We start from the raw sequence: 17,582 nt of genomic DNA on the forward strand, positions 1-17,582 counted from the left end.
CATGACCGAGGGTCTGCTGAAGGTCGACTCGGAGCGGCTCGACGCCGCCGTCGTGGTGCGCGCCGAGGGCGAGGTCGACTCCTACAGCGCGGAGTTGTTGCGCGACAAGCTGTCCGAGGCGTTCACCGCGCGGCTTCCGGTCGTGCTCGACCTCAGCCGCGTGGCGTTCTTCGCGTCGGCCGGTCTGTCCGTGCTCGTGGAGTACCACCAGCTCGGCGAGGACCGCGGTACCCCGTTGCGGCTGGTGTCGCCCGCCGGCAGCGTGCTGCGGGCGTTGCGGGCCACCACGCTGAACGAGACGCTGGAGCTGTACCTGAGCCTGCCGGAGGCGCTGGAGGGCCGGTAGATGGACCGCACCTCCGCGGCCGGGGACGCCGCCGTGGCAGCGGGTCGCGACCTCGGGCTGGAGATCACCGGTGGCAAGGTGCTCCACGAGCTGTTCTCCGTCGTGGTGCATCTGGTACCGACGCCGGTCGTGGCGCGCGTGCCGGTCGTCCTGCCGCGCAGCACGACACCGCAACGCCTGGCGCGGCGCCAGCAGCAGGAGCTGGACGTCGCGCAGTGGCTGCACGAGCAGGGCACGCCGGTGATCCCGCCGAGCCCGCTCGTGCCGCGCGAACCCGTGCGGCGCAACGGTTTCTCCATCACTTTCTGGACGTTCACCGAAGAGGACGGATCGGCAGGACGGGACCACGTCAGGTATTCCGAGCTCACCGCGGACCTCCACCGGGCACTGCGGGACTACCCGGGCGAACTGGACTTCCTGTCCACAGCGCAACCGTGGTTCGTCGAGGAGGCCTTCGACCGGCTGGAGCACCGGCCGGACGTGGTCGCACCGGCCGACCTCGCCCGCGCCCGGCGCGAGTGGCAGGTGCTGGCACCGCTCGTCAGCGACGAAGCCGAGTTCCGCAAGGCGTTCCCCGGCGTCGAGCTGCAGCCGGTCCACGGCGACTCGCCGCCCGCCAACGTCTTCGCGAGCACCGGCGGACCGTTGTTCGCCGACTTCGAGCTCGTCACCAGGGGACCGGTCGAGTGGGACCTGGGCGGCCTCGGCCCCGAACTGACCGCCGCCTACGACCGCGGCGCGGCCAGGAACGGGCTGAGGCCGCTCGATCAGGACGTGCTCAGGTTCGTCGACGCGGTCGCCGGGATCCGGATCATCGGGTTCCTGTCGTGCGCGGACCAGCTGCCCGCCATGGTCGAGCTCATGCGACCGTTCGTCGACCGATGGCGGGACACCGACCCCTACGCGTGAGCCGCCGCGCGATCTCCCAGCCAGGCCACGATCTCCTCGGCGGGCAGCGGCTCGCTGAGGAAGTAGCCCTGCACGACGTCGCACCCGGCCTCGGCCAGCGCGGTCCACGTGTCCTGGTCCTCGACGCCCTCCGCCACGGCCTGCAGCCCGAAGTTGCGGGCCAGCGCGACCAGAGCGTGCACGATCGCGCTGTCGCCCGCGTCGGTGCACATGTGCGTGACGAACGAGCGGTCGAGCTTCATCTCGTGCACGCGCATGCTGCGCAGGTAGGAGATCGACGAGTAGCCGGTGCCGAAGTCGTCGATGGACAGTCGCACGCCCAGCTCGGTCAGGCCGCGCAGCACGTCCACCGCCCGGTCGGGGTCGGAGATGATCGCCGACTCGGTGATCTCCAGCGTCAGCAGCCTGGCCGGCAGCCCGTGCCGCTTGATCAGGTCCGCGACGTCACCGGGGAACTCGGCGTGCAGCAGGCAGGCCGCGCCCACGTTGACCGAGACCGGCACCTCCCAGCCCGCGTCCCGCCACGCCCGGCACTGCCGCAGCGCCGCGTCGATGACGTACCGGGTGAGCGGCTCGATGAGACCGTTCTCCTCGGCGATCGGGATGAACTCGTCCGGGCGCACCAGACCGCGCGTCGGGTGCTGCCAGCGGGCCAGCGCCTCGACCCCGCACACCGCGCCCGTGTCGGCCAGGGCCTTGGGCTGGTAGTGCAGGAACAGCTCGCCGCGGTCGATCGCGTGCCGCAGCTCGGTGACGGCGGTGAGCTGCGAGGCGCCGCGCTCGTGCAGACGTGCGTCGTAGACGGCCACACCGGACTTGTCGCGCTTGGCCGCGTACATCGCGCTGTCCGCGTGCCGCAACAACTCGTGGCCGTCCATTGAGTCCAACGGGCACAATGCCACGCCGACGCTGCCCGCTATCTCCAGTTCCAGACCCTCCAGCGTGACCGGCATGGCCAGCGCGCCGAGGATCTTCTCCGCCACCATGCGGGCGTTGTCCGCCGAGCCGACACCGGGCAGCAGCACGGCGAACTCGTCGCCGCCCAGCCGTGCCACCAGGTCCGTGTCGCGCACCGCCCACGACAGGCGGTTGGCCACCTGACGCAGCAGCAGGTCGCCGGAGTGGTGCCCGAGCGAGTCGTTGACCTCCTTGAACCGGTCGAGGTCCACGATCAGCAACGCGAGTTCTTCATTCTTGCGGTGCGCCTTGGTGACGGCGACTTCCATCCGGCGCGCGAGCAGCGACCGGTTGGCCAGACCCGTCAACGCGTCGTGGTGGGCTTCGTGCTCGTTCTTGGCGGCCTGGCGCAGGATCTTGCGGCGGGCGCCGAGCAGCACCATGCCGAACAGTCCCACCAGGAACGCGTCCAGCACGAACGCGATGATCTGGGCGAGCCGCAACTGCGAGTTCTTCTCGTCCGCGGCCCGCAGGTACTCGGTGGTGTCGAGGCTCTTGGCCGCGATCGTCGAGGAGATCTGGCGGCGCAACGACGAGTGCGCGAGGCTCGCCTGGTCGGCCTGCACCTGGTCCGCGCCGGCGACCACCTTCCGCAGGATGTCCGTGGTCTGGTCGTACAGCGGCAGCAGCCGGGTCGCGACCGCGACGTCGTCGGACTGACCGCGGGTCCGCAGCCACTCCAGCTCACCGCGGGCGGCGCCGACCGAGTTCTGCAGCGGCTCGATCGTCTGCGTGGTCCTGGCCACCTGCAGGTCGCGCAACGCGTTGTCGGCGATGTTGATGTGCTCCAGCACGCGGCTCCAGCGCTCGCTGGAGTCGTTGAGCTCCCGCACGTGTGCCGTCGTGGTCTGCGCGGACACGCTGCTCCACAGCGCCAGCCCCGCCAGGGCCAGCAGCCCGAGCGTCAGCCCCGCCGTCGCCACCCGTGCGGTGGCGCGGCCCTCCCAAAGCCTCACCGTGCCTGCTCCAACGGTCGCACCCAACTCGCCGGATCTTCGACGAAGCTGTCGATCTGCGGCTGGAAGAACTCCCTGCGCGCCTTCTCGGACTCCTGCCGGTGCAGGATCTGTTCGAGGTTCTCGGTGGTCACCGTGAGGCTCGGCGTCTCGATCCAGCCTTGGGGTAACGGTGCCCCGCCCCTCGCGTGCCGCGCGAGCAGCCAGCCCGCGACGGCGCCCTTGAGGTAGTGCTCCGGCGAGATCGTCGCCACCATCGCACCGTCCCGCACCGCCTGCAACGTTCTCGGGTCGACCCCGAAACCGCCCACCAGCCACCTCGCCGACTTCTCGGTTCTTATCGCGGCGAGGTTCACCCCGTCGCAGTCACCGGTCCCAACGAACGCCAGCGCGTCGGGATTCGCGGCCACCAGCCGTCGCCACGCGTCGAGGTTCGCCTCGTCGTCGCGTTGCGTGTCGAACGGCCCCAGCACGAGCACCCCCGGTGACTTCTCGGCGAATCGCCCTCGAATGCCGTCGGCCCGGTCGTCGAAGCCGGCGAGTCCCGGCGCGGTGTTTCCCAGCACCACCGTTCCGGTCGCGTTCGGGGGCAATCGGCGCATCAACTCGTCAGCCAGCTTTTCGCCGAGTTCGTAGTTGTCGTTACCGATGTGCAGTTTCACCCCGGAACTCGTGGTGAGTCGCATGTCCACGCCGACGACGGCGACGTGCTGGGCCAGCGCCTCACCGATGGACGGCGCCATCAGGGCGGGCTCGGACGTGGCGACGGCGATTCCGCCTTTGGCGGCGAGCGTCAAATCGGCGAACAACTCGACTTCCTTGTGCCCGTCCTGCCCGGGCGGTCCCGTCACCGTGGCGCTGACGCCGCCGATGCGCTTGACGCCTTCGTGGAACCCGCTGGTCATCTCCTGTGCGAAGGAGCCGCCGGTGCGCTTGACCACGAAACCCACGTGCGGCAGCGCGTCGGACCTCGCGGCGCCACCGCAGCCCGATAACACCAACAGACCCAGCACCAGCGCCGCAGCTCGCATGGATGACCTCGGGCTCGCTCGACCTACGGTGATTGATCTGTCCGGAGCGGCCGATGGTACATCGCTTGGTGCCAAATCGGGATGACGCACCCCGTGAACGGGAAGCGCTTTCACGTTGCGGAAGTGTCAGCTGGCGTCGTATCCCAGGTTCGGGCGCAGCCATTGCTCGACCTCGGCCAGCGGCTTGCCATAGCGGCGTGCGTAGTCCTCGACCTGGTCGCGGCCGAGCCGTCCCACGGTGAAGTACTTCGCGTCCGGGTGCTGGAAGATCAGGCCGCTGACGCTGGCCGCAGGGCTCATGGCGAACGACTCGGTCAGGCTGACCCCGATCTCCTCGGCGCCCAGCAGGTCGAAGAGCAGGCGCTTCACGGTGTGGTCCGGGCAGGCCGGGTAGCCCAGCGCGGGCCGGATGCCGCGGAACCGTTCCGCGTGCAGGTCCTCCAGCACCGGGTCGGCGTCCGGCTCGAACCAGTCGCGGCGCGCCCGCAGGTGGATCCACTCGGCGAACGCCTCGGCGAGCCGGTCCGCCAGCGCCTTCACCATGATGGCGCGGTAGTCGTCGTGCTTGGCCTCGTACTTCGCGGCCAGCTCGTCGGCGCCCAGGATCGTCACGGCGAAGCCGCCGAGGTGGTCGCCCTCCGGTGCCACGTAGTCGGCCAGGCTGCGGTTCGGGCGCGACACCTGCTTCTGCGTCTGCTGGCGCAGCATCGGGATGAGCACGCCGTTGCCGAGCTGGATGTCGTCACCGGTGGAATGCGCGGGCCAGAAGCCGTGGACGCCCTTTGCCGTGAACGAACCATTGGCGATGATTTCGTCGAGCAACGCGTTCGCGTCGTCGAAGAGTTCGCGCGCGACCGGCTGTTCGAGGATCGCCGGGAACTTGCCCTTGAGCTCCCAGGCGAGGAACAGGAACGTCCAGTCGACGAACTCGCGCAGTTCGCTGATCGAGGGCGTCAGCACGCGCGTGCCGGTGAATGCCGGCGTCGGCAAGTCGGTGAAATCGACCTTTTCCGCATTCGCGCGCGCGGCTTCCAGGCTGAGCAACGGCAGCTGCCGGCGGTTCTCGTGCTGGTGCCGCAACCTCGCCTGCTCGGCGCGGTTGGTGAGGTTCAGCTCGTGGCTGCGCCGGTCGTCCAGCAGGTCGGAGACGACGCCGACGACCCGGGACGCGTCGAGCACGTGGATGACCGGCTCGTCGTAGACCGGGGCGATCTTGACGGCGGTGTGCTGGCGGGACGTGGTGGCGCCGCCGATCAGCAGCGGCAGCTTCAGGCCGCGCCGCTGCATCTCCTCGGCGACCGAGACCATCTCGTCCAGCGACGGCGTGATCAGCCCGGACAGGCCGATGACGTCGGCGTGCTCCTTGATCGCGGTGTCGAGGATCTGCGCGGCGGGGACCATCACGCCGAGGTCGATCACCTCGTAGTTGTTGCAGCCCAGCACGACGCCGACGATGTTCTTGCCGATGTCGTGCACGTCGCCCTTGACCGTGGCGAGCACGACCTTGCCGTTGCCGCCCGCCGTCGCCTTGGGCTCGGCGTCCATGAACGGTTCCAGGTAGGCGACCGCGCGCTTCATCACGCGGGCGCTCTTCACCACCTGCGGCAGGAACATCTTGCCCGCGCCGAAGAGGTCGCCGACGACCTTCATGCCGTCCATCAGCGGGCCCTCGATCACGTCGAGCGGCCGGGGGAGGGCCTGGCGGGCCTCTTCGGTGTCCTCTTCGATGAAGTCGACGACGCCGTGCAGGATCGCGTGCTCCAGGCGCTTCGCGACCGGGGCCTCGCGCCACGACAGGTCGACGACGCGCTTCTGGCCGGGGCCCTTGACCGTCTCGGCGTGCGCGACGAGCCGGTCGGTGGCGTCCTCGCGGCGGTTGAAGAGGACGTCCTCGACCAGTTCCAGCAGCTCGGGCTGGATGTCCTGGTAGACGACGAGCTGGCCGGCGTTGACGATGCCCATGTCCAGGCCGGCCCTGACGGCGTGGAACAGGAACGCGCTGTGCATCGCCTCGCGGACGACGTCGTTGCCGCGGAAGGAGAACGACAGGTTCGAGATGCCACCGCTGGTGCGCGCGCCCGGACATCGCTGCTTGATCAGCGGCAGCGCGTCGATGAACGCCTTGGCGTAGCCGTTGTGCTCCTCGATGCCGGTCGCGACGGCGAGCACGTTCGGGTCGAAGATGATGTCCTCGGCCGGGAAGCCGACCCGCTGCGTGAGCAGGTCGTAGGCGCGGCCGCAGATCTCGACCTTGCGTTCGGTCGTGTCGGCCTGGCCCCGCTCGTCGAACGCCATCACGACGACACCGGCGCCGTAGTCGCGGATCGTGCGGGCCTGGGCGAGGAACGGCTCCTCACCCTCCTTGAGGCTGATCGAGTTGACGACGCCCTTGCCCTGCACGCACTTCAGGCCCGCCTCCAGCACGCCCCAGCGGGAGCTGTCGATCATCACCGGGATGCGGGCGATCTCCGGCTCGGTCGCGATCAGGTTCAGGAACGTCGTCATGGCCTGCTCGCCGTCGAGCAGGTCGGCGTCCATGTTGACGTCGAGCAGGTTCGCGCCGCCGCGCACCTGGTCCAGCGCGACCGCGAGCGCGGCCTGGTGGTCGTCGGCCTCGATCAGGCGGCGGAACTTCGCCGAGCCCGTGACGTTGGTGCGCTCACCGATCATCACGAACCCGGTGTCGGGGCCGATCTCGAACGTCTCCAGGCCGCTGAACCTGGTGGTGTTGCGGGGCTGCGCGACCTCGCGCGGGGCGGTCGTCCTGACCGCCTCGGCGATGGCGCTGATGTGCGCGGGCGTCGTGCCGCAGCAGCCGCCGACGAGGTTGACGATGCCGTGGCCGGCGAAGTCCCGCAGCAGCGCGGCCGTCTCGTCCGGGGTCTGGTCGTAGCCGCCGAACGCGTTGGGCAGGCCGGCGTTGGGGTGGCACGCGACGTAGGTGTCCGCGAGCCGGGCGAGCTCGGTGACGTGCGGGCGCATCTCCTCGGCGCCCAGCGAGCAGTTCACGCCCACGACCAGCGGTTGCGCGTGCTCGACCGAGTTCCAGAACGCCTCGACGGTCTGGCCGGAGAGCGTGCGGCCGGACAGGTCGACGATCGTGACCGAGATCCACAGCGGCAGGTCGGGCGCGACCTCGCGGGCGGCGGTGATGGCGGCCTTGGCGTTGAGCGTGTCGAAGATCGTCTCGATCAGCAGCAGGTCGACGCCGCCCTCGTGCAACGCGGCGATCTGCTCGGCGTAGGAGGCCTTGACCTGCTCGAACGTGACCGCGCGGAACGCCGGGTCCTCGACCTTGGGCGACAGCGACAGCGTGACGTTGAGCGGTCCGACGCTGCCGGCCACGAACCTGCCGCCGAACTCCCGCGCGGCCTGGCGGGCGAGGCGCGCGCCCGCGATGTTCATGTCGCGGACGCGGTCCTGCAGCCCGTAGTCGGCCTGGCCGATGGACGTGGCGGTGAACGTGTTGGTGGTCGTGATGTCCGCGCCCGCCGCGAGGTACTGCCGGTGCACGTCGAGCACCAGGTCCGGGCGCGTGAGGTTGAGCAGGTCGGGGTCGCCGACGACGTCCATGTGGTGGTCTGCGAACTCGGCGCCGTGGTAGTCCGACGGCGAGAGTCTGGCCTGCTGGAACATCGTGCCCCAGGCGCCGTCGAGCACGGCGATCCGCTGGTTCAGCAGGGACTTCAGACCATCCACGCGCGCTCCCGAAACGTCGTCGGAAGCGCCCTTGTGCCGTGGTCGTGCAAGACCGAGCGTGGCGGGCGGTTCAGGGCCCGTTGCAGCGCTTCTCGGACTCGCGGTCAAGGCTACCAAGGCTGTCCACGGCGCAGGAAGCCGTCCCACTTCCTAGGATGGACGGCGTGACTGAGAAGCGCGCGTTGGTCCTCGGCGGTGGTGGAGTGACCGGAATCGCTTGGGAGACGGGGATTCTGCACGGGCTCGCCCGTGCCGGCGTCGACCTGACGGAGGCGGACCTGTTCGTGGGCACGTCCGCCGGATCGGTGGTGGCCGCGCAGCTGGCGGGCGGTGCCTCCCCGGCCGAGCTCTACGAGGGGCAGCTGTTACCGCCCAACGGGGAGATTCCGGCCCGGCTGACCCCGTGGATGCTCGTGCGGTACCTGCTCTCCTACGCGATGCCGGGCACCGCGGCCCAGAAGCGGGCGCGGCTGGGACAGGCCGCGCTGAAGGCCCGCACGCCGTCCGAGGAGTCCAGGCTGGACGTCTTCGCCCATCGTCTGTCCATTCAGGACTGGCCGGAGCGGCCGCTGATGGTGACGGCGGTGGACACGGCGGACGGGAGGTTCGTGGCGTTCGACCGGGACAGCGGGGTGCCGCTGGTGCGGGCCGTGGCGTCGAGCTGCGCGGTGCCGCTGGTGTGGCCGCCGGTGACGATCGACGGCCGCCGGTACATGGACGGCGGGATGCGGTCGGCGGCCAACGTGGACCTCGCGGCCGGGTACTCGCGCGTCGTGGTCGTGGCGCCGCTGACGCGCTCGGCGAGCGCGGCGGCGACTCCGCAGGCGCAGGCCGCCCGGCTGGGGGTGCCGTCGATCGTGGTGAGTCCCGACCAGGCCGCGCTGGCCGCGATCGGCCGCAACGTGCTGGACCCGGCCCGTCGCCGTCCTGCCGCGGAGGCCGGGCTGGCGCAGGCGGCGTCGGTCGCGCAGGCCGTGCGCGAGGTCTGGAACTGATCACTGTCCGATCGCGCAACAACTGGTCGGTACCTCTTGTTCGTGCTGGTCGACGTGCTTACGGTCGCTCACCACTCGCATTGGCAGGTTTATTAACCAATTGCTGGAGGCGGTCGTGGGCGGCAGAACAGCAGCGGCGTTGGGGGTGGGCGGGCTCGTGCTCGGCCTCCTCGTGGCAGGGGTGACCAGTGCATCGGCGGCGGATCCACTGGTCTCCGGGGGCAAGGCGGTGACGGCGTCCTCGGTCGAGGGCGCCGGGTTCGAGGCGGGTAAGGCGGTCGACGGCAGCACGTCGACCCGCTGGGCCTCGGCGGAGGGGCACGACCCGGAGTGGCTGAGGGTCGACCTCGGCTCGACGTACACGATCAGTCGCGTCCGGCTGAACTGGGAGGCCGCCTACGCGAAGTCGTACCGCGTGCAGACCTCCCCGGACGGCTCGGCGTGGACCGACGTCTACTCGACCAGCACCGGTGACGGCGGCATCGACGACCTGACCCTGTCCGGTTCGGGTCGTTACGTGCGGGTCTACGGCACCGCCCGCGGCACGGCGTACGGCTACTCGCTGTGGGAGCTGGAGGTCTACGGCGTCAGCGGCGGCCCGACCACTCCACCCACCACGACCACCACGACCACCACTCCGCCGTCCGGTCTCGGTTACCCGTTCGGCAGCAGGCAACAGCCCTACGCGGCGGGAATCCTCCGCCCGTCCGGCAGCACGTCCACTCTGGACACCGCCGTGGTGGACTACTACCAGCGCTGGAAGTCCGCGTTCGTGCGGCACAACTGCGACAGCGCCTGGTCCCAGGTGCTCGCCGCGGACGCCGACCACACCTACGTGGCCGAGGCGCAGGGCTACGGCATGGTCGTCGTCGCCACGATGGCAGGCGCCGACCCGGACGCGAAGAAGATCTTCGACGGCTTCGTGAAGTGGAAGATCGACCACCCGTCGTCCATCGACCCGGACCTGCTGGCCGCCGAGCAGGGCGACGACTGCCGCAGCACGAGCGGCGGCGACGCGGCCACCGACGGCGACATGGACGTGGCCTACGGCCTGCTGCTCGCCGACCGCCAGTGGGGCAGCGCCGGCACCTACAACTACAAGCAGCTCGCGATCAAGCACATCAACGCGATCAAGCGCAGCGAGATCAACCCGTCCACCCAGCTGCTGCGCCCCGGCGACTGGGCGACCTCCGGCGACCCGCGCTACTACGTGACCCGCTCGTCGGACTGGATGGCCGACCACTTCCGCGCGTTCCGCAAGGCCACCGGCGACTCGGCCTGGGACACGATCCGCACCGCCCACCAGAACCTGATCAAGACCATGCAGCAGAACTACGCCCCCGGCACCGGCCTGCTGCCCGACTTCGTGGAGCAGACGAACTCCACGCCGCGCCCGCCGTCCGGCAAGGTGCTGGAGGACGTGAACGACGGCAAGTACTGGTGGAACGCCTGCCGCACGCCGTGGCGAATCGGCGCCGACGCCGTCACCAGCGGCGACGCGACCTCCCTGGCGGCCGCCCGCAAGGTCAACGCGTGGGCGAAGGCCAAGTTCGGCGGCAACCCGGACAACATCCGCGTGGGCTACCAGCTCAACGGCACGCAGATCTCCAGCGACGTCTCGGAGGCCTACACCGCGCCGTTCGCGGTGGCCGCGACGACCGATGCCGGCAGCCAGGCGTGGCTGGACGCGTTGTGGACCAAGATGGTGCAGACCCCGTTCGGCGGCAAGGACTACTTCGCGTCGAGCATCCAGCTGCAGGTGATGATCACGGTGAGCGGCAACCACTGGGTGCCGTGACCTGAGCCACTCCGCCCTGCCCCGGGGTTGACCTCGACCCCGGGGCAGCGAGTACGACGAGACCTTCGGCGTCCTACGACGACGAGGCCCCGGAGTCCGGCAGCCCGGCGTAGTCGGGCAGTTCGACGCCGTTGAGCGCGCGGTCCACCAGCGCCATGAGCGCTTCCATGTCGGGCTCCGGGCCAGGCTCGGCATCCGGCCCCGCATCCGGTTGGGGGACCGCGCGGGTCTGCGCGTGCAACCGCCCGATCTCCTGGTTGGCCTCGACGAACGGACGCATCCGCGCCTCGTAGGCGGCGAACCCGGCCTCGGCGTCCCACCCGGCGGCGGCCAGTTCGCCGGCCAGCAGGTAGGCGCCGACCAGGGCGAGCCCGGTGCCCTGCCCGGACATCGGCGAGGAGCTGAACGCCGCGTCGCCGATCAGGCCCACCCGGCCGTCCGACCAGCGGTCCATCACCACCTGGGCGACCTGGTCGAGGTAGAAGTCCGGGGCGTCGTCGACGTGCTCGAGGATGCGCTGGGTCCACCAGCCGAGGCCGTCCATCTGCTCGCGCAGCAGGCGTTTCTGGCCCTCGATGTCGCGGTGGTCGACCTCGAAGTCGGCCGCCGGGAAGGCGAACATCGCCATGGCCTGGGTGGCGTCCCCGATGGGCCGCAGGCCGGCGGAGCGCGCGGTCGTCTTGTCCTGGTACTCGATCATCCAGCGGTCCAGGCCGAACTCGTTGGGCACGCTGTAGAACGCGAGCACGAGCCCGAGGTGGCGGATGAAGCGCTCGCGCGGCCCGAAGACCATGCCGCGCAACGCCGAGTGCAGCCCGTCGGCGCCGATCACCAGGTCGAACCGCCGTTGCCCGCCGCTCGCGAAGGTCACGTCGACGCCGTCCGCGTCCTGTCCGAGCTCGGTGATCCGGTCGCCGAAGACGTACTCGACGCCGTCGCGGGTGTCGTCGTAGAGCACCTGGGACAGGTCCCCGCGCAGGATCTCGATGTCCGCGATGAACCCGTCACCGCCGTCGTCCTCGGCGCTGAACGTCTCCAGCACGTTCCCGTCGACGTCCACGGTGTGCGCGCCCGCGGTCTGGGTGCAGGCCGCGCGCACCGCCGCGTCCAGGCCCATCCGCCGGATGACCTCCTTGGTCACGCCGCGCGCGTCCACCGCCTGGCCTCCGGGACGCAACTCCGGTGCCCGCTCGACCACGGTCACCTCGGCTCCTCGCCGCCGCAACCAGTGGGCCAGCGCCGGCCCCGCGATGCTCGCCCCTGTCACCAGAACTCTGCCACCGCTCATCGCGGCCCCCAAATTCCCCAGTCGGATGATGGGCCGGAGTGTACGACGTTCCCTGGTACAACGCGTCCTTTCTCGACGAATGCGATGCCGTCTTCTGTCCACAAAGGATTTCAAGGCGGGCGGGAACAGCGCATCGGACGGCGTCGGCACGAAGAACCCGCAAGTGACTTGAGTCCGGCTTGAGTCGTCCGTCCTACGATCGTTCCATGGGGATTCGACGCTTGTTCTGCATGATCGCGGCGGCCCTGCTGGTGCCGGCGGGCACGGGGTCCGCACAAGCCGGGGAGCGGCAGTTGCTGTACTACAACCACGCCTGGGGAACGCTCGACCGCGCCACGGCCGACGCCGTCGAGCACTCCGCGTACCTCAGGGACTTCGCGGACTTCGAGGTCCGCACGACGACCGGTGCCGGCGGTGAGGTGTGGACCGGTCGTTATCTGCGGGGTCAGCAGACCTACCTGGAGATCTTCGGTGTCGGTGACGTCGGCGGCCAGGACGGTGAGCTCGGTTCGGCGGGCATGGGGTTGTCGACCGAACGCGACGGTGACATCGACGCGGTCAAGGCCCGGCTGACCGCCGCCGGTCACCCGCCGACGGAGTTCCTGCAGACCCGCGACTTCGGCGACCACAAGCCGGTGCCGTGGTTCGACGCGCTGTTCGTCACCGAGCAGTACGACCGGTTCGGCGCGTGGGCGATGGAGTACCGCGACGAGTACTTCGCCGACCCGCGCAGCAAGACCGGGCCCGCGCAGTTCCCCGGTGACGTCAGCCGCGAGCGCTACCTGCCGGACGTCTACAAGGACAAGCTGATGCGCAACATCACCCTGGTGCGGATCGCGGTGACCGCGCGGGACCTGGCCTCCACCACGCCGTTGCTGCAGGCGGGCGGCTTCGCGCTGCGGACCGATCCCGGTGGCGTCACGGCGTTGAAGGGTGGCACGACGATCCGCTTCGACGAGGTGCCGATGGGGCGGACCGGGCTCAAGCGGGTGGAGTTCGACCTGAACTGCGCGGTGCCGCAGCACGTCGAGCAGCTCGGCGGGTCGACGCTGGTCGTGGGTCCGGGCAAGCACGCGGTCTGGACCTTCTGACACAGTTGGATCATGTCGCTGGTCGGACGGGAGCGGGAACGGGAACGGCTGGCAGCCCTGGCCGCGTCCGGCGGGTCACTGCTGGTCGTGGGTGAACCGGGCGTCGGCAAGTCCGCGCTGCTCAACACGCTGACCGGGCACCTGGTCGTCGGGGTCGAGGCCGAGCAGGACCTGCCCTACGCCGGACTGCACCAGGTCCTGCACCCGTTTCTCGACCTGTCCGCGTTGCCCGGTCTGCGGCGCGCTGCCCTGGAGGTCGTGTTCGGGCTGTCCGACGGTGCCGCGCCGCCGGTCCACCTGGTCGGCCTGGCCGCGCTCGACCTCCTCGGCGCGGCCGGGTCCGTCGTCCTGGTGGACGACGCGCACTGGCTGGACCGGGAGAGCCAGGACGTGCTCGGGTTCGTGGCCCGCCGGTTGACCGGTGCCGCGCTGGTGGTGGCGTCCAGGACCGCGCTGTTCGCCGGTGTGCCCACGCTCTCCCTGGAACCGTTGGCACCGCACGAGTCCGCTGCTCTGCTGGCCGCGGTCGCGCCCGGACTGGACGCCGAACGGCGCGAGCAGGTGCTCGCCCGGGCCGCCGGAAATCCGTTGGCGCTCACCGAGTTGCCGTTCGGAGGCAGCTCGCTGGAGGAGGCGTTCGCCGCGCGCGTGGCAGCGCTGCCCGCCGAGGCGCGCTGGTCGCTGCTGCTCGCGGCTCTCGGCGGTGCGCCCGCGTCGCACGAGGGGCTGGTCGATCACCGCGGGGAGTTCCGGCACCCGTTGATCAGGTCGGCGGTCGTGCGTTCGGCGACCGCCGCCGAACACCGGGAGGCCCACCGGGTGCTGGCCGCGACGGACGAGCCGGACCGGCGGGCGTGGCACCTGGCGCACGCGGTGGCCGGCACCGACGAGACCGTGGCGGGCCTGCTGGAACAGACCGCGGACCGGGCCCTTCGACGTGGTGGCGCGGCGGCCGCGGTCCGCGCGTTGGAGAAGGCCGCGCGGCTCGGTGACGGTGGTGCACGGGCGCGGCGCCTGATGCGGGCCGCCGAGCTGTCGGCGGAGGCGGGGCGCCGGGAGGACGTCGAGCGGATTCTGCTCCAGGTGCGGGGACTCGACCTGTCACCGCGGGAGCGCGCGCTCGCGATGTGGCTGCCCACGGCGTTCGACGACGGGGTGGGGGAGGGGGCCGCGGGACCGGGTGAGCTGGTCGGGCTGGCAGAGGAGGTGGCCGGGACCGACGTCGAGCTCGGCCTGCGGATCTTCTGGAGCGTCGCGATGCGGTGCTTCTGGGTCGAGCCGGGCGCGGCGGTGCGGGAACGGATCTCCGCGGTGGCCCGCCGGCTGCCGATCGAGGCGGGTGATCCCCGCATGGTCGCGATGGCGGCCTACGTGAGGCCGGACGAGGAAACCGACTCGGTGATCGCGGCGTTCCGCACCGCGACGCCCGACGACCCGGCCACCTGCCGTCTGCTCGGCAGTGCCGCCCTCCAGGTCGGGGCCTTCGCCGAGTCCGTCCGGTTCTCCGTTGCCGCACAACGAGGTCTGCGTGCGCAGGGCCGGTTCGGGTTGCTCGCCAGAGCGCTCGCGGTCGAGGCCTGGAGCCGGACCCGGCTGGGCGACATCGCCGCCGCCGAACCCGCGGCGGCCGAGGCCGCGGCCCTCGCGGAAGAGACTCGGCAGCCGTACATGCGCGGCCTGGCCGCCGCCGTGCAGGCCGAGATCGCCGCGCTGCGAGGCGACTACGATCTGGCCGCCGCGAAGGCCGCCGAAGCCGAACGGATCGGCCTGGCCGCGGGCGCACGTCCGGTCCTCGCCACGGTCCAGCTCGCCAGAGGCCTCGCCGCGCTGGGCGAAGGCCGCTACGCCGACGCGTTCGCCGCGGTCCGGCGGGTCCACGACCCGGCGGACCCCGCCCACCACCTCGCGCTCAGGAGGTACGTGCTGCCGGAACTGGTCGAGGCCGCCGTCCGCAGCGGTCACCACGACGAGGCCGGCAAGATCGTCGAGGAGCTCGGCACCGCGACCAGCTCGCCCGCGCTCGCCGCCGGGCTGCGGTACGCGAGGGCCCTGCTGGCGCGCGACGGCGAGGCCGAGGCCCGCTTCACCTCGGCGCTGCAGGCCGACAACTCGCCCTGGGACCGCGCGCGGATCCAGCTCGCGTTCGGTGCCTGGCTCAGAAGGCAGCGCCGGGCGACCCACGCCCGCCCGCACCTGAAAGCGGCGGCCGAGGCGTTCGAGGCGTTCGGTACCAGGGGATGGGCGCAACGGGCCCGCGAGGAGCTGCGGGCGTCCGGCGAGTCGCGCAACGGCAACGGTGAGCTCACCGAGCACGAGCTGACCATCGCGCGGATGGCCGCGAACGGGCTGACGAACAAGGAGATCGGTGAACGGTTGCACCTGTCGCATCGGACGGTCAGCACGCACCTGCACCGGATCTTCCCCAAACTCGGCGTGACCGCACGGGCCGAGCTGAAGGAAGCGTTGATGACGTACGGCGACACCGTCACCTGACGCTCGCGAATCTCCGAGACCGATCCCTACGGTCGTGTGCATGATCAGCAGGAGGCAGTTCTCGCAGGCATTGGCCGTCGCAGGAGTGATGGCACCCCTCGTCACCGCGACGGCGCGGGCCACGCCGTCGTGGGGGCCGGTCAAGCAGGTCAGGGCCGGGCTGCTGAACGTCGGGTACGCCGAGCTGGGCCCCGCCGACGGGCCGGTCACGATCCTGCTGCACGGCTGGCCGTACGACATCCACAGCTACGTCGACGTCGCGCCCGCCCTCGCGGCGAAAGGCCATCGGGTGCTCATCCCGTACCTGCGCGGCTACGGCTCCACGCGGTTCCTGCACGCGCACACGACGCGCAACGGGCAGCAGTCCGCGCTCGGCGCGGACGTGATCGCGTTCATGGACGCCCTGAAGATCCGCAAGGCCACGCTCGGCGGGTTCGACTGGGGTGCGCGGACGGCGTGCGTCACGGCGGCGCTGTGGCCGGAGCGGGTCACCGCGCTGGTGTCGGTCAGCGGCTACCTGATCGTCAACCTCGTCACCAACCAGGAACCGCTGAGCCCGCAGGCCGAACTGGGCTGGTGGTACCAGTACTACTTCGCCACCGAACGCGGCGTGAAGGGGTACGCGCAGAACACCTACGAGTTCAACAAGCTCATCTGGAAGCTCGCCTCGCCGCGGTGGAACTTCGACGAGGCCACGTACGGGCGGAGCGCCACCGCGTGGCAGAACCCCGACCACGTCGCGATCGTCATCCACAACTACCGCTGGCGCCTGCGGCTCGCGGAGGGCGAGCACCGGTACGACGCGCTGGAGCAGAAGCTCGCCCAGCGGCCCGTGATCAGCGTGCCGACGATCACGATCGCCAGCGACTTCGACGGGCCGAACGCCGGCGGCGCCGCCTACCGCGACCGGTTCACCGGGCCCTACGAGCACCGGATCCTCGACGGCATCGGGCACAACGTGCCGCAGGAGGCGCCGGAGGCGTTCACCCGCGCGGTGCTGGACGTGTGAGCCTCACTTTCGCCCGGCGTGCTCCAGCACCAGGTCCTCCACCTGCCTGCGCGCGTCGGAGCGGGCCCGGTCGGCGCACATCATCAACCGCGCGGCGAGCACGTCGGGGTCCAGGCCGCGCACCGCCTGGCTCAGCGCGATTCCCGTGGTCACACCGTTCGAGTCGACGTTCACCGTCACGCCGTCACGGGTCGCCTCACCGCTGACGGCCGCCAGCGACCGGACGAGGTCGAGGTAGCGGCGGTGCTCCTGTTCGGCAGCGGCGGCCTGGCGCTCCTGCCACCGCGCGAGACGGCGGTGCAGCAACGCTTTCGCGGTCGCCGGGTCGGACACCGGAACCGTCCACGAGCCGGACGAGGTGTGCAGGACCAGCGCACTCGCCTCGGCGGTCACGTGCTCGATCCTCGTGAAGGACACCCCGACGTCGACCCGAGCGCCGTGCCGGGTCGTCCAGTCGACGCGGTCCGTGCCGATCTCCACCCGCGCCTGGGGACCGGTCAGCACCAACGGGAACGCGGTCGACCCGAGTTCGAGCACAGGCGCCGCGAGGAGGTGCCGGCACGCCAGCCGGGCGAGCACCCCGGCCGACCCGGCACCGAGCACTCCGGCCGCGCACAACGCCTTCACGGCCAGTGCGGCGTGCGGGCTGAGCCGCAGCGCGATGCCGGTGCTCGGCAGCACGCCGAGCACCAGCTGCGCACCGGTCATCAGCACGGTGGCCGGCAGCCACGAGTACGGGTCGCTCAACCCGTTGCGGCGCAACCAGGACAGCAACGCCCACGCGCAGGACGCCGCCGCCACCACCGGAATCGCCGACCACCAGGCCGTGGTCGTCCCGGCGAGCACGACGCAGACGAGGCTGATCGCCGCGGGCAGCACGCCCGCGGCGAACAGCAGCAACGTCCTGGTGCGGTGCCATCGGGTGGCCAGCGCGTGCGCGACCTGAGGATCGTCGGTCAGCGGAACGGTGTGCGGAAGCAACATTCGCGCGCCCCTCGTCAGCTCTCCGC

The 17,582-nt window shown here is 70.9% G+C and carries 12 protein-coding genes and 1 riboswitch; of the genes, 7 read left to right on the top strand and 5 right to left on the bottom strand.

The genetic code is table 11. The features are described from left to right. The first annotated feature begins 1 nt into the window (after position 1). Both ACWEIJ_RS28940 and ACWEIJ_RS28945 read left to right on the top strand, forming a co-directional pair. Positions 2-346 carry an STAS domain-containing protein gene (locus tag ACWEIJ_RS28940; RefSeq protein WP_449840397.1) on the top strand — a complete coding sequence of 115 codons (345 nt, stop codon included), beginning with the start codon at positions 2-4 and terminating at the stop codon, positions 344-346. Further along, complete coding sequence (locus tag ACWEIJ_RS28945) at positions 347-1,255, top strand: aminoglycoside phosphotransferase family protein (protein WP_449840398.1); 909 nt, start codon at positions 347-349, stop codon at positions 1,253-1,255. It abuts the gene before it with no gap. Here the strand turns inward: ACWEIJ_RS28945 and ACWEIJ_RS28950 are convergent. The 3 genes from ACWEIJ_RS28950 to metH all read right to left on the bottom strand — a co-directional run bounded on the left by ACWEIJ_RS28950 (position 1,246) and on the right by metH (position 7,889). Then, positions 1,246-3,168 (bottom strand): putative bifunctional diguanylate cyclase/phosphodiesterase, encoded by a 1,923-nt coding sequence (locus ACWEIJ_RS28950; protein WP_449840399.1) that lies wholly within the window; start codon positions 3,166-3,168, stop codon positions 1,246-1,248. The genes ACWEIJ_RS28945 and ACWEIJ_RS28950 overlap by 10 nt on opposite strands. Further along, positions 3,165-4,199, bottom strand: coding sequence for a sugar ABC transporter substrate-binding protein (locus ACWEIJ_RS28955; RefSeq protein ID WP_449840400.1), 1,035 nt, complete (start codon positions 4,197-4,199; stop codon positions 3,165-3,167). The genes ACWEIJ_RS28950 and ACWEIJ_RS28955 overlap by 4 nt, the downstream gene beginning before the upstream one ends. Before the next feature lie 126 nt (positions 4,200-4,325). Then, positions 4,326-7,889 carry a methionine synthase gene (metH, locus tag ACWEIJ_RS28960; protein WP_449840550.1) on the bottom strand — a complete coding sequence of 1,188 codons (3,564 nt, stop codon included), beginning with the start codon at positions 7,887-7,889 and terminating at the stop codon, positions 4,326-4,328. Between the two features lie 25 nt (positions 7,890-7,914). Next, a riboswitch (S-adenosyl-L-homocysteine riboswitch) is annotated at positions 7,915-7,998 on the bottom strand. A gap of 64 nt (positions 7,999-8,062) precedes the next feature. Between metH and ACWEIJ_RS28965 the strand changes: the two genes are divergently transcribed. Continuing rightward, the gene (locus ACWEIJ_RS28965) at positions 8,063-8,893 is read left to right on the top strand and encodes a patatin-like phospholipase family protein (protein WP_449840401.1); all 831 of its coding nucleotides are present in this window, start codon (positions 8,063-8,065) and stop codon (positions 8,891-8,893) included. Positions 8,894-9,008: 115 nt separating this feature from the next. Continuing rightward, positions 9,009-10,691, top strand: coding sequence for a glycosyl hydrolase family 8 (locus ACWEIJ_RS28970; protein ID WP_449840402.1), 1,683 nt, complete (start codon positions 9,009-9,011; stop codon positions 10,689-10,691). Positions 10,692-10,764: 73 nt separating this feature from the next. Here ACWEIJ_RS28970 and ACWEIJ_RS28975 read toward each other — a convergent pair whose 3' ends face one another. After that, positions 10,765-11,979, bottom strand: a complete 1,215-nt coding sequence (locus tag ACWEIJ_RS28975) for an FAD-dependent monooxygenase (RefSeq protein ID WP_449840403.1) — start codon at positions 11,977-11,979, stop codon at positions 10,765-10,767. 206 nt (positions 11,980-12,185) lie between these two features. Here ACWEIJ_RS28975 and ACWEIJ_RS28980 point away from each other — a divergent pair, with 206 nt between their 5' ends. Genes ACWEIJ_RS28980 through ACWEIJ_RS28990 form a run of 3 tightly spaced genes read left to right on the top strand, consistent with a single transcriptional unit; the run spans position 12,186 to position 16,572 of the window. Further along, a complete protein-coding gene (locus ACWEIJ_RS28980) occupies positions 12,186-13,070 on the top strand; it encodes a DUF5829 family protein (protein ID WP_449840404.1) in 885 nt (294 codons plus the stop codon). A gap of 12 nt (positions 13,071-13,082) precedes the next feature. Beyond that, on the top strand, positions 13,083-15,563 hold the full coding sequence (locus ACWEIJ_RS28985) for a LuxR C-terminal-related transcriptional regulator (RefSeq protein ID WP_449840405.1): 2,481 nt from the start codon (positions 13,083-13,085) through the stop codon (positions 15,561-15,563). Between the two features lie 40 nt (positions 15,564-15,603). Further along, positions 15,604-16,572 carry an alpha/beta fold hydrolase gene (locus tag ACWEIJ_RS28990; RefSeq protein WP_449840406.1) on the top strand — a complete coding sequence of 323 codons (969 nt, stop codon included), beginning with the start codon at positions 15,604-15,606 and terminating at the stop codon, positions 16,570-16,572. Between the two features lie 3 nt (positions 16,573-16,575). On the opposite strand, the gene ACWEIJ_RS28995 is transcribed toward ACWEIJ_RS28990, so the two are convergent. Further along, positions 16,576-17,556 carry a hypothetical protein gene (locus ACWEIJ_RS28995; RefSeq protein WP_449840407.1) on the bottom strand — a complete coding sequence of 327 codons (981 nt, stop codon included), beginning with the start codon at positions 17,554-17,556 and terminating at the stop codon, positions 16,576-16,578. Between the last annotated feature and the right edge of the window lie 26 nt (positions 17,557-17,582).

The organism is Lentzea sp. NPDC004789, from assembly GCF_053601075.1.

Bases quoted from the DNA above. Each gene is read 5' to 3' on its own strand.
- ACWEIJ_RS28940 (WP_449840397.1), top strand. From the start codon at position 2: ATGACCGAGGGTCTGCTGAAGGTCGACTCGGAGCGGCTCGACGCCGCC.
- ACWEIJ_RS28945 (WP_449840398.1), top strand. From the start codon at position 347: ATGGACCGCACCTCCGCGGCCGGGGACGCCGCCGTGGCAGCGGGTCGC.
- ACWEIJ_RS28955 (WP_449840400.1), bottom strand. From the start codon at position 4,199: ATGCGAGCTGCGGCGCTGGTGCTGGGTCTGTTGGTGTTATCGGGCTGC.
- ACWEIJ_RS28975 (WP_449840403.1), bottom strand. From the start codon at position 11,979: ATGAGCGGTGGCAGAGTTCTGGTGACAGGGGCGAGCATCGCGGGGCCG.
- ACWEIJ_RS28980 (WP_449840404.1), top strand. From the start codon at position 12,186: ATGGGGATTCGACGCTTGTTCTGCATGATCGCGGCGGCCCTGCTGGTG.
- ACWEIJ_RS28985 (WP_449840405.1), top strand. From the start codon at position 13,083: ATGTCGCTGGTCGGACGGGAGCGGGAACGGGAACGGCTGGCAGCCCTG.
- ACWEIJ_RS28990 (WP_449840406.1), top strand. From the start codon at position 15,604: ATGATCAGCAGGAGGCAGTTCTCGCAGGCATTGGCCGTCGCAGGAGTG.
- ACWEIJ_RS28995 (WP_449840407.1), bottom strand. From the start codon at position 17,556: ATGTTGCTTCCGCACACCGTTCCGCTGACCGACGATCCTCAGGTCGCG.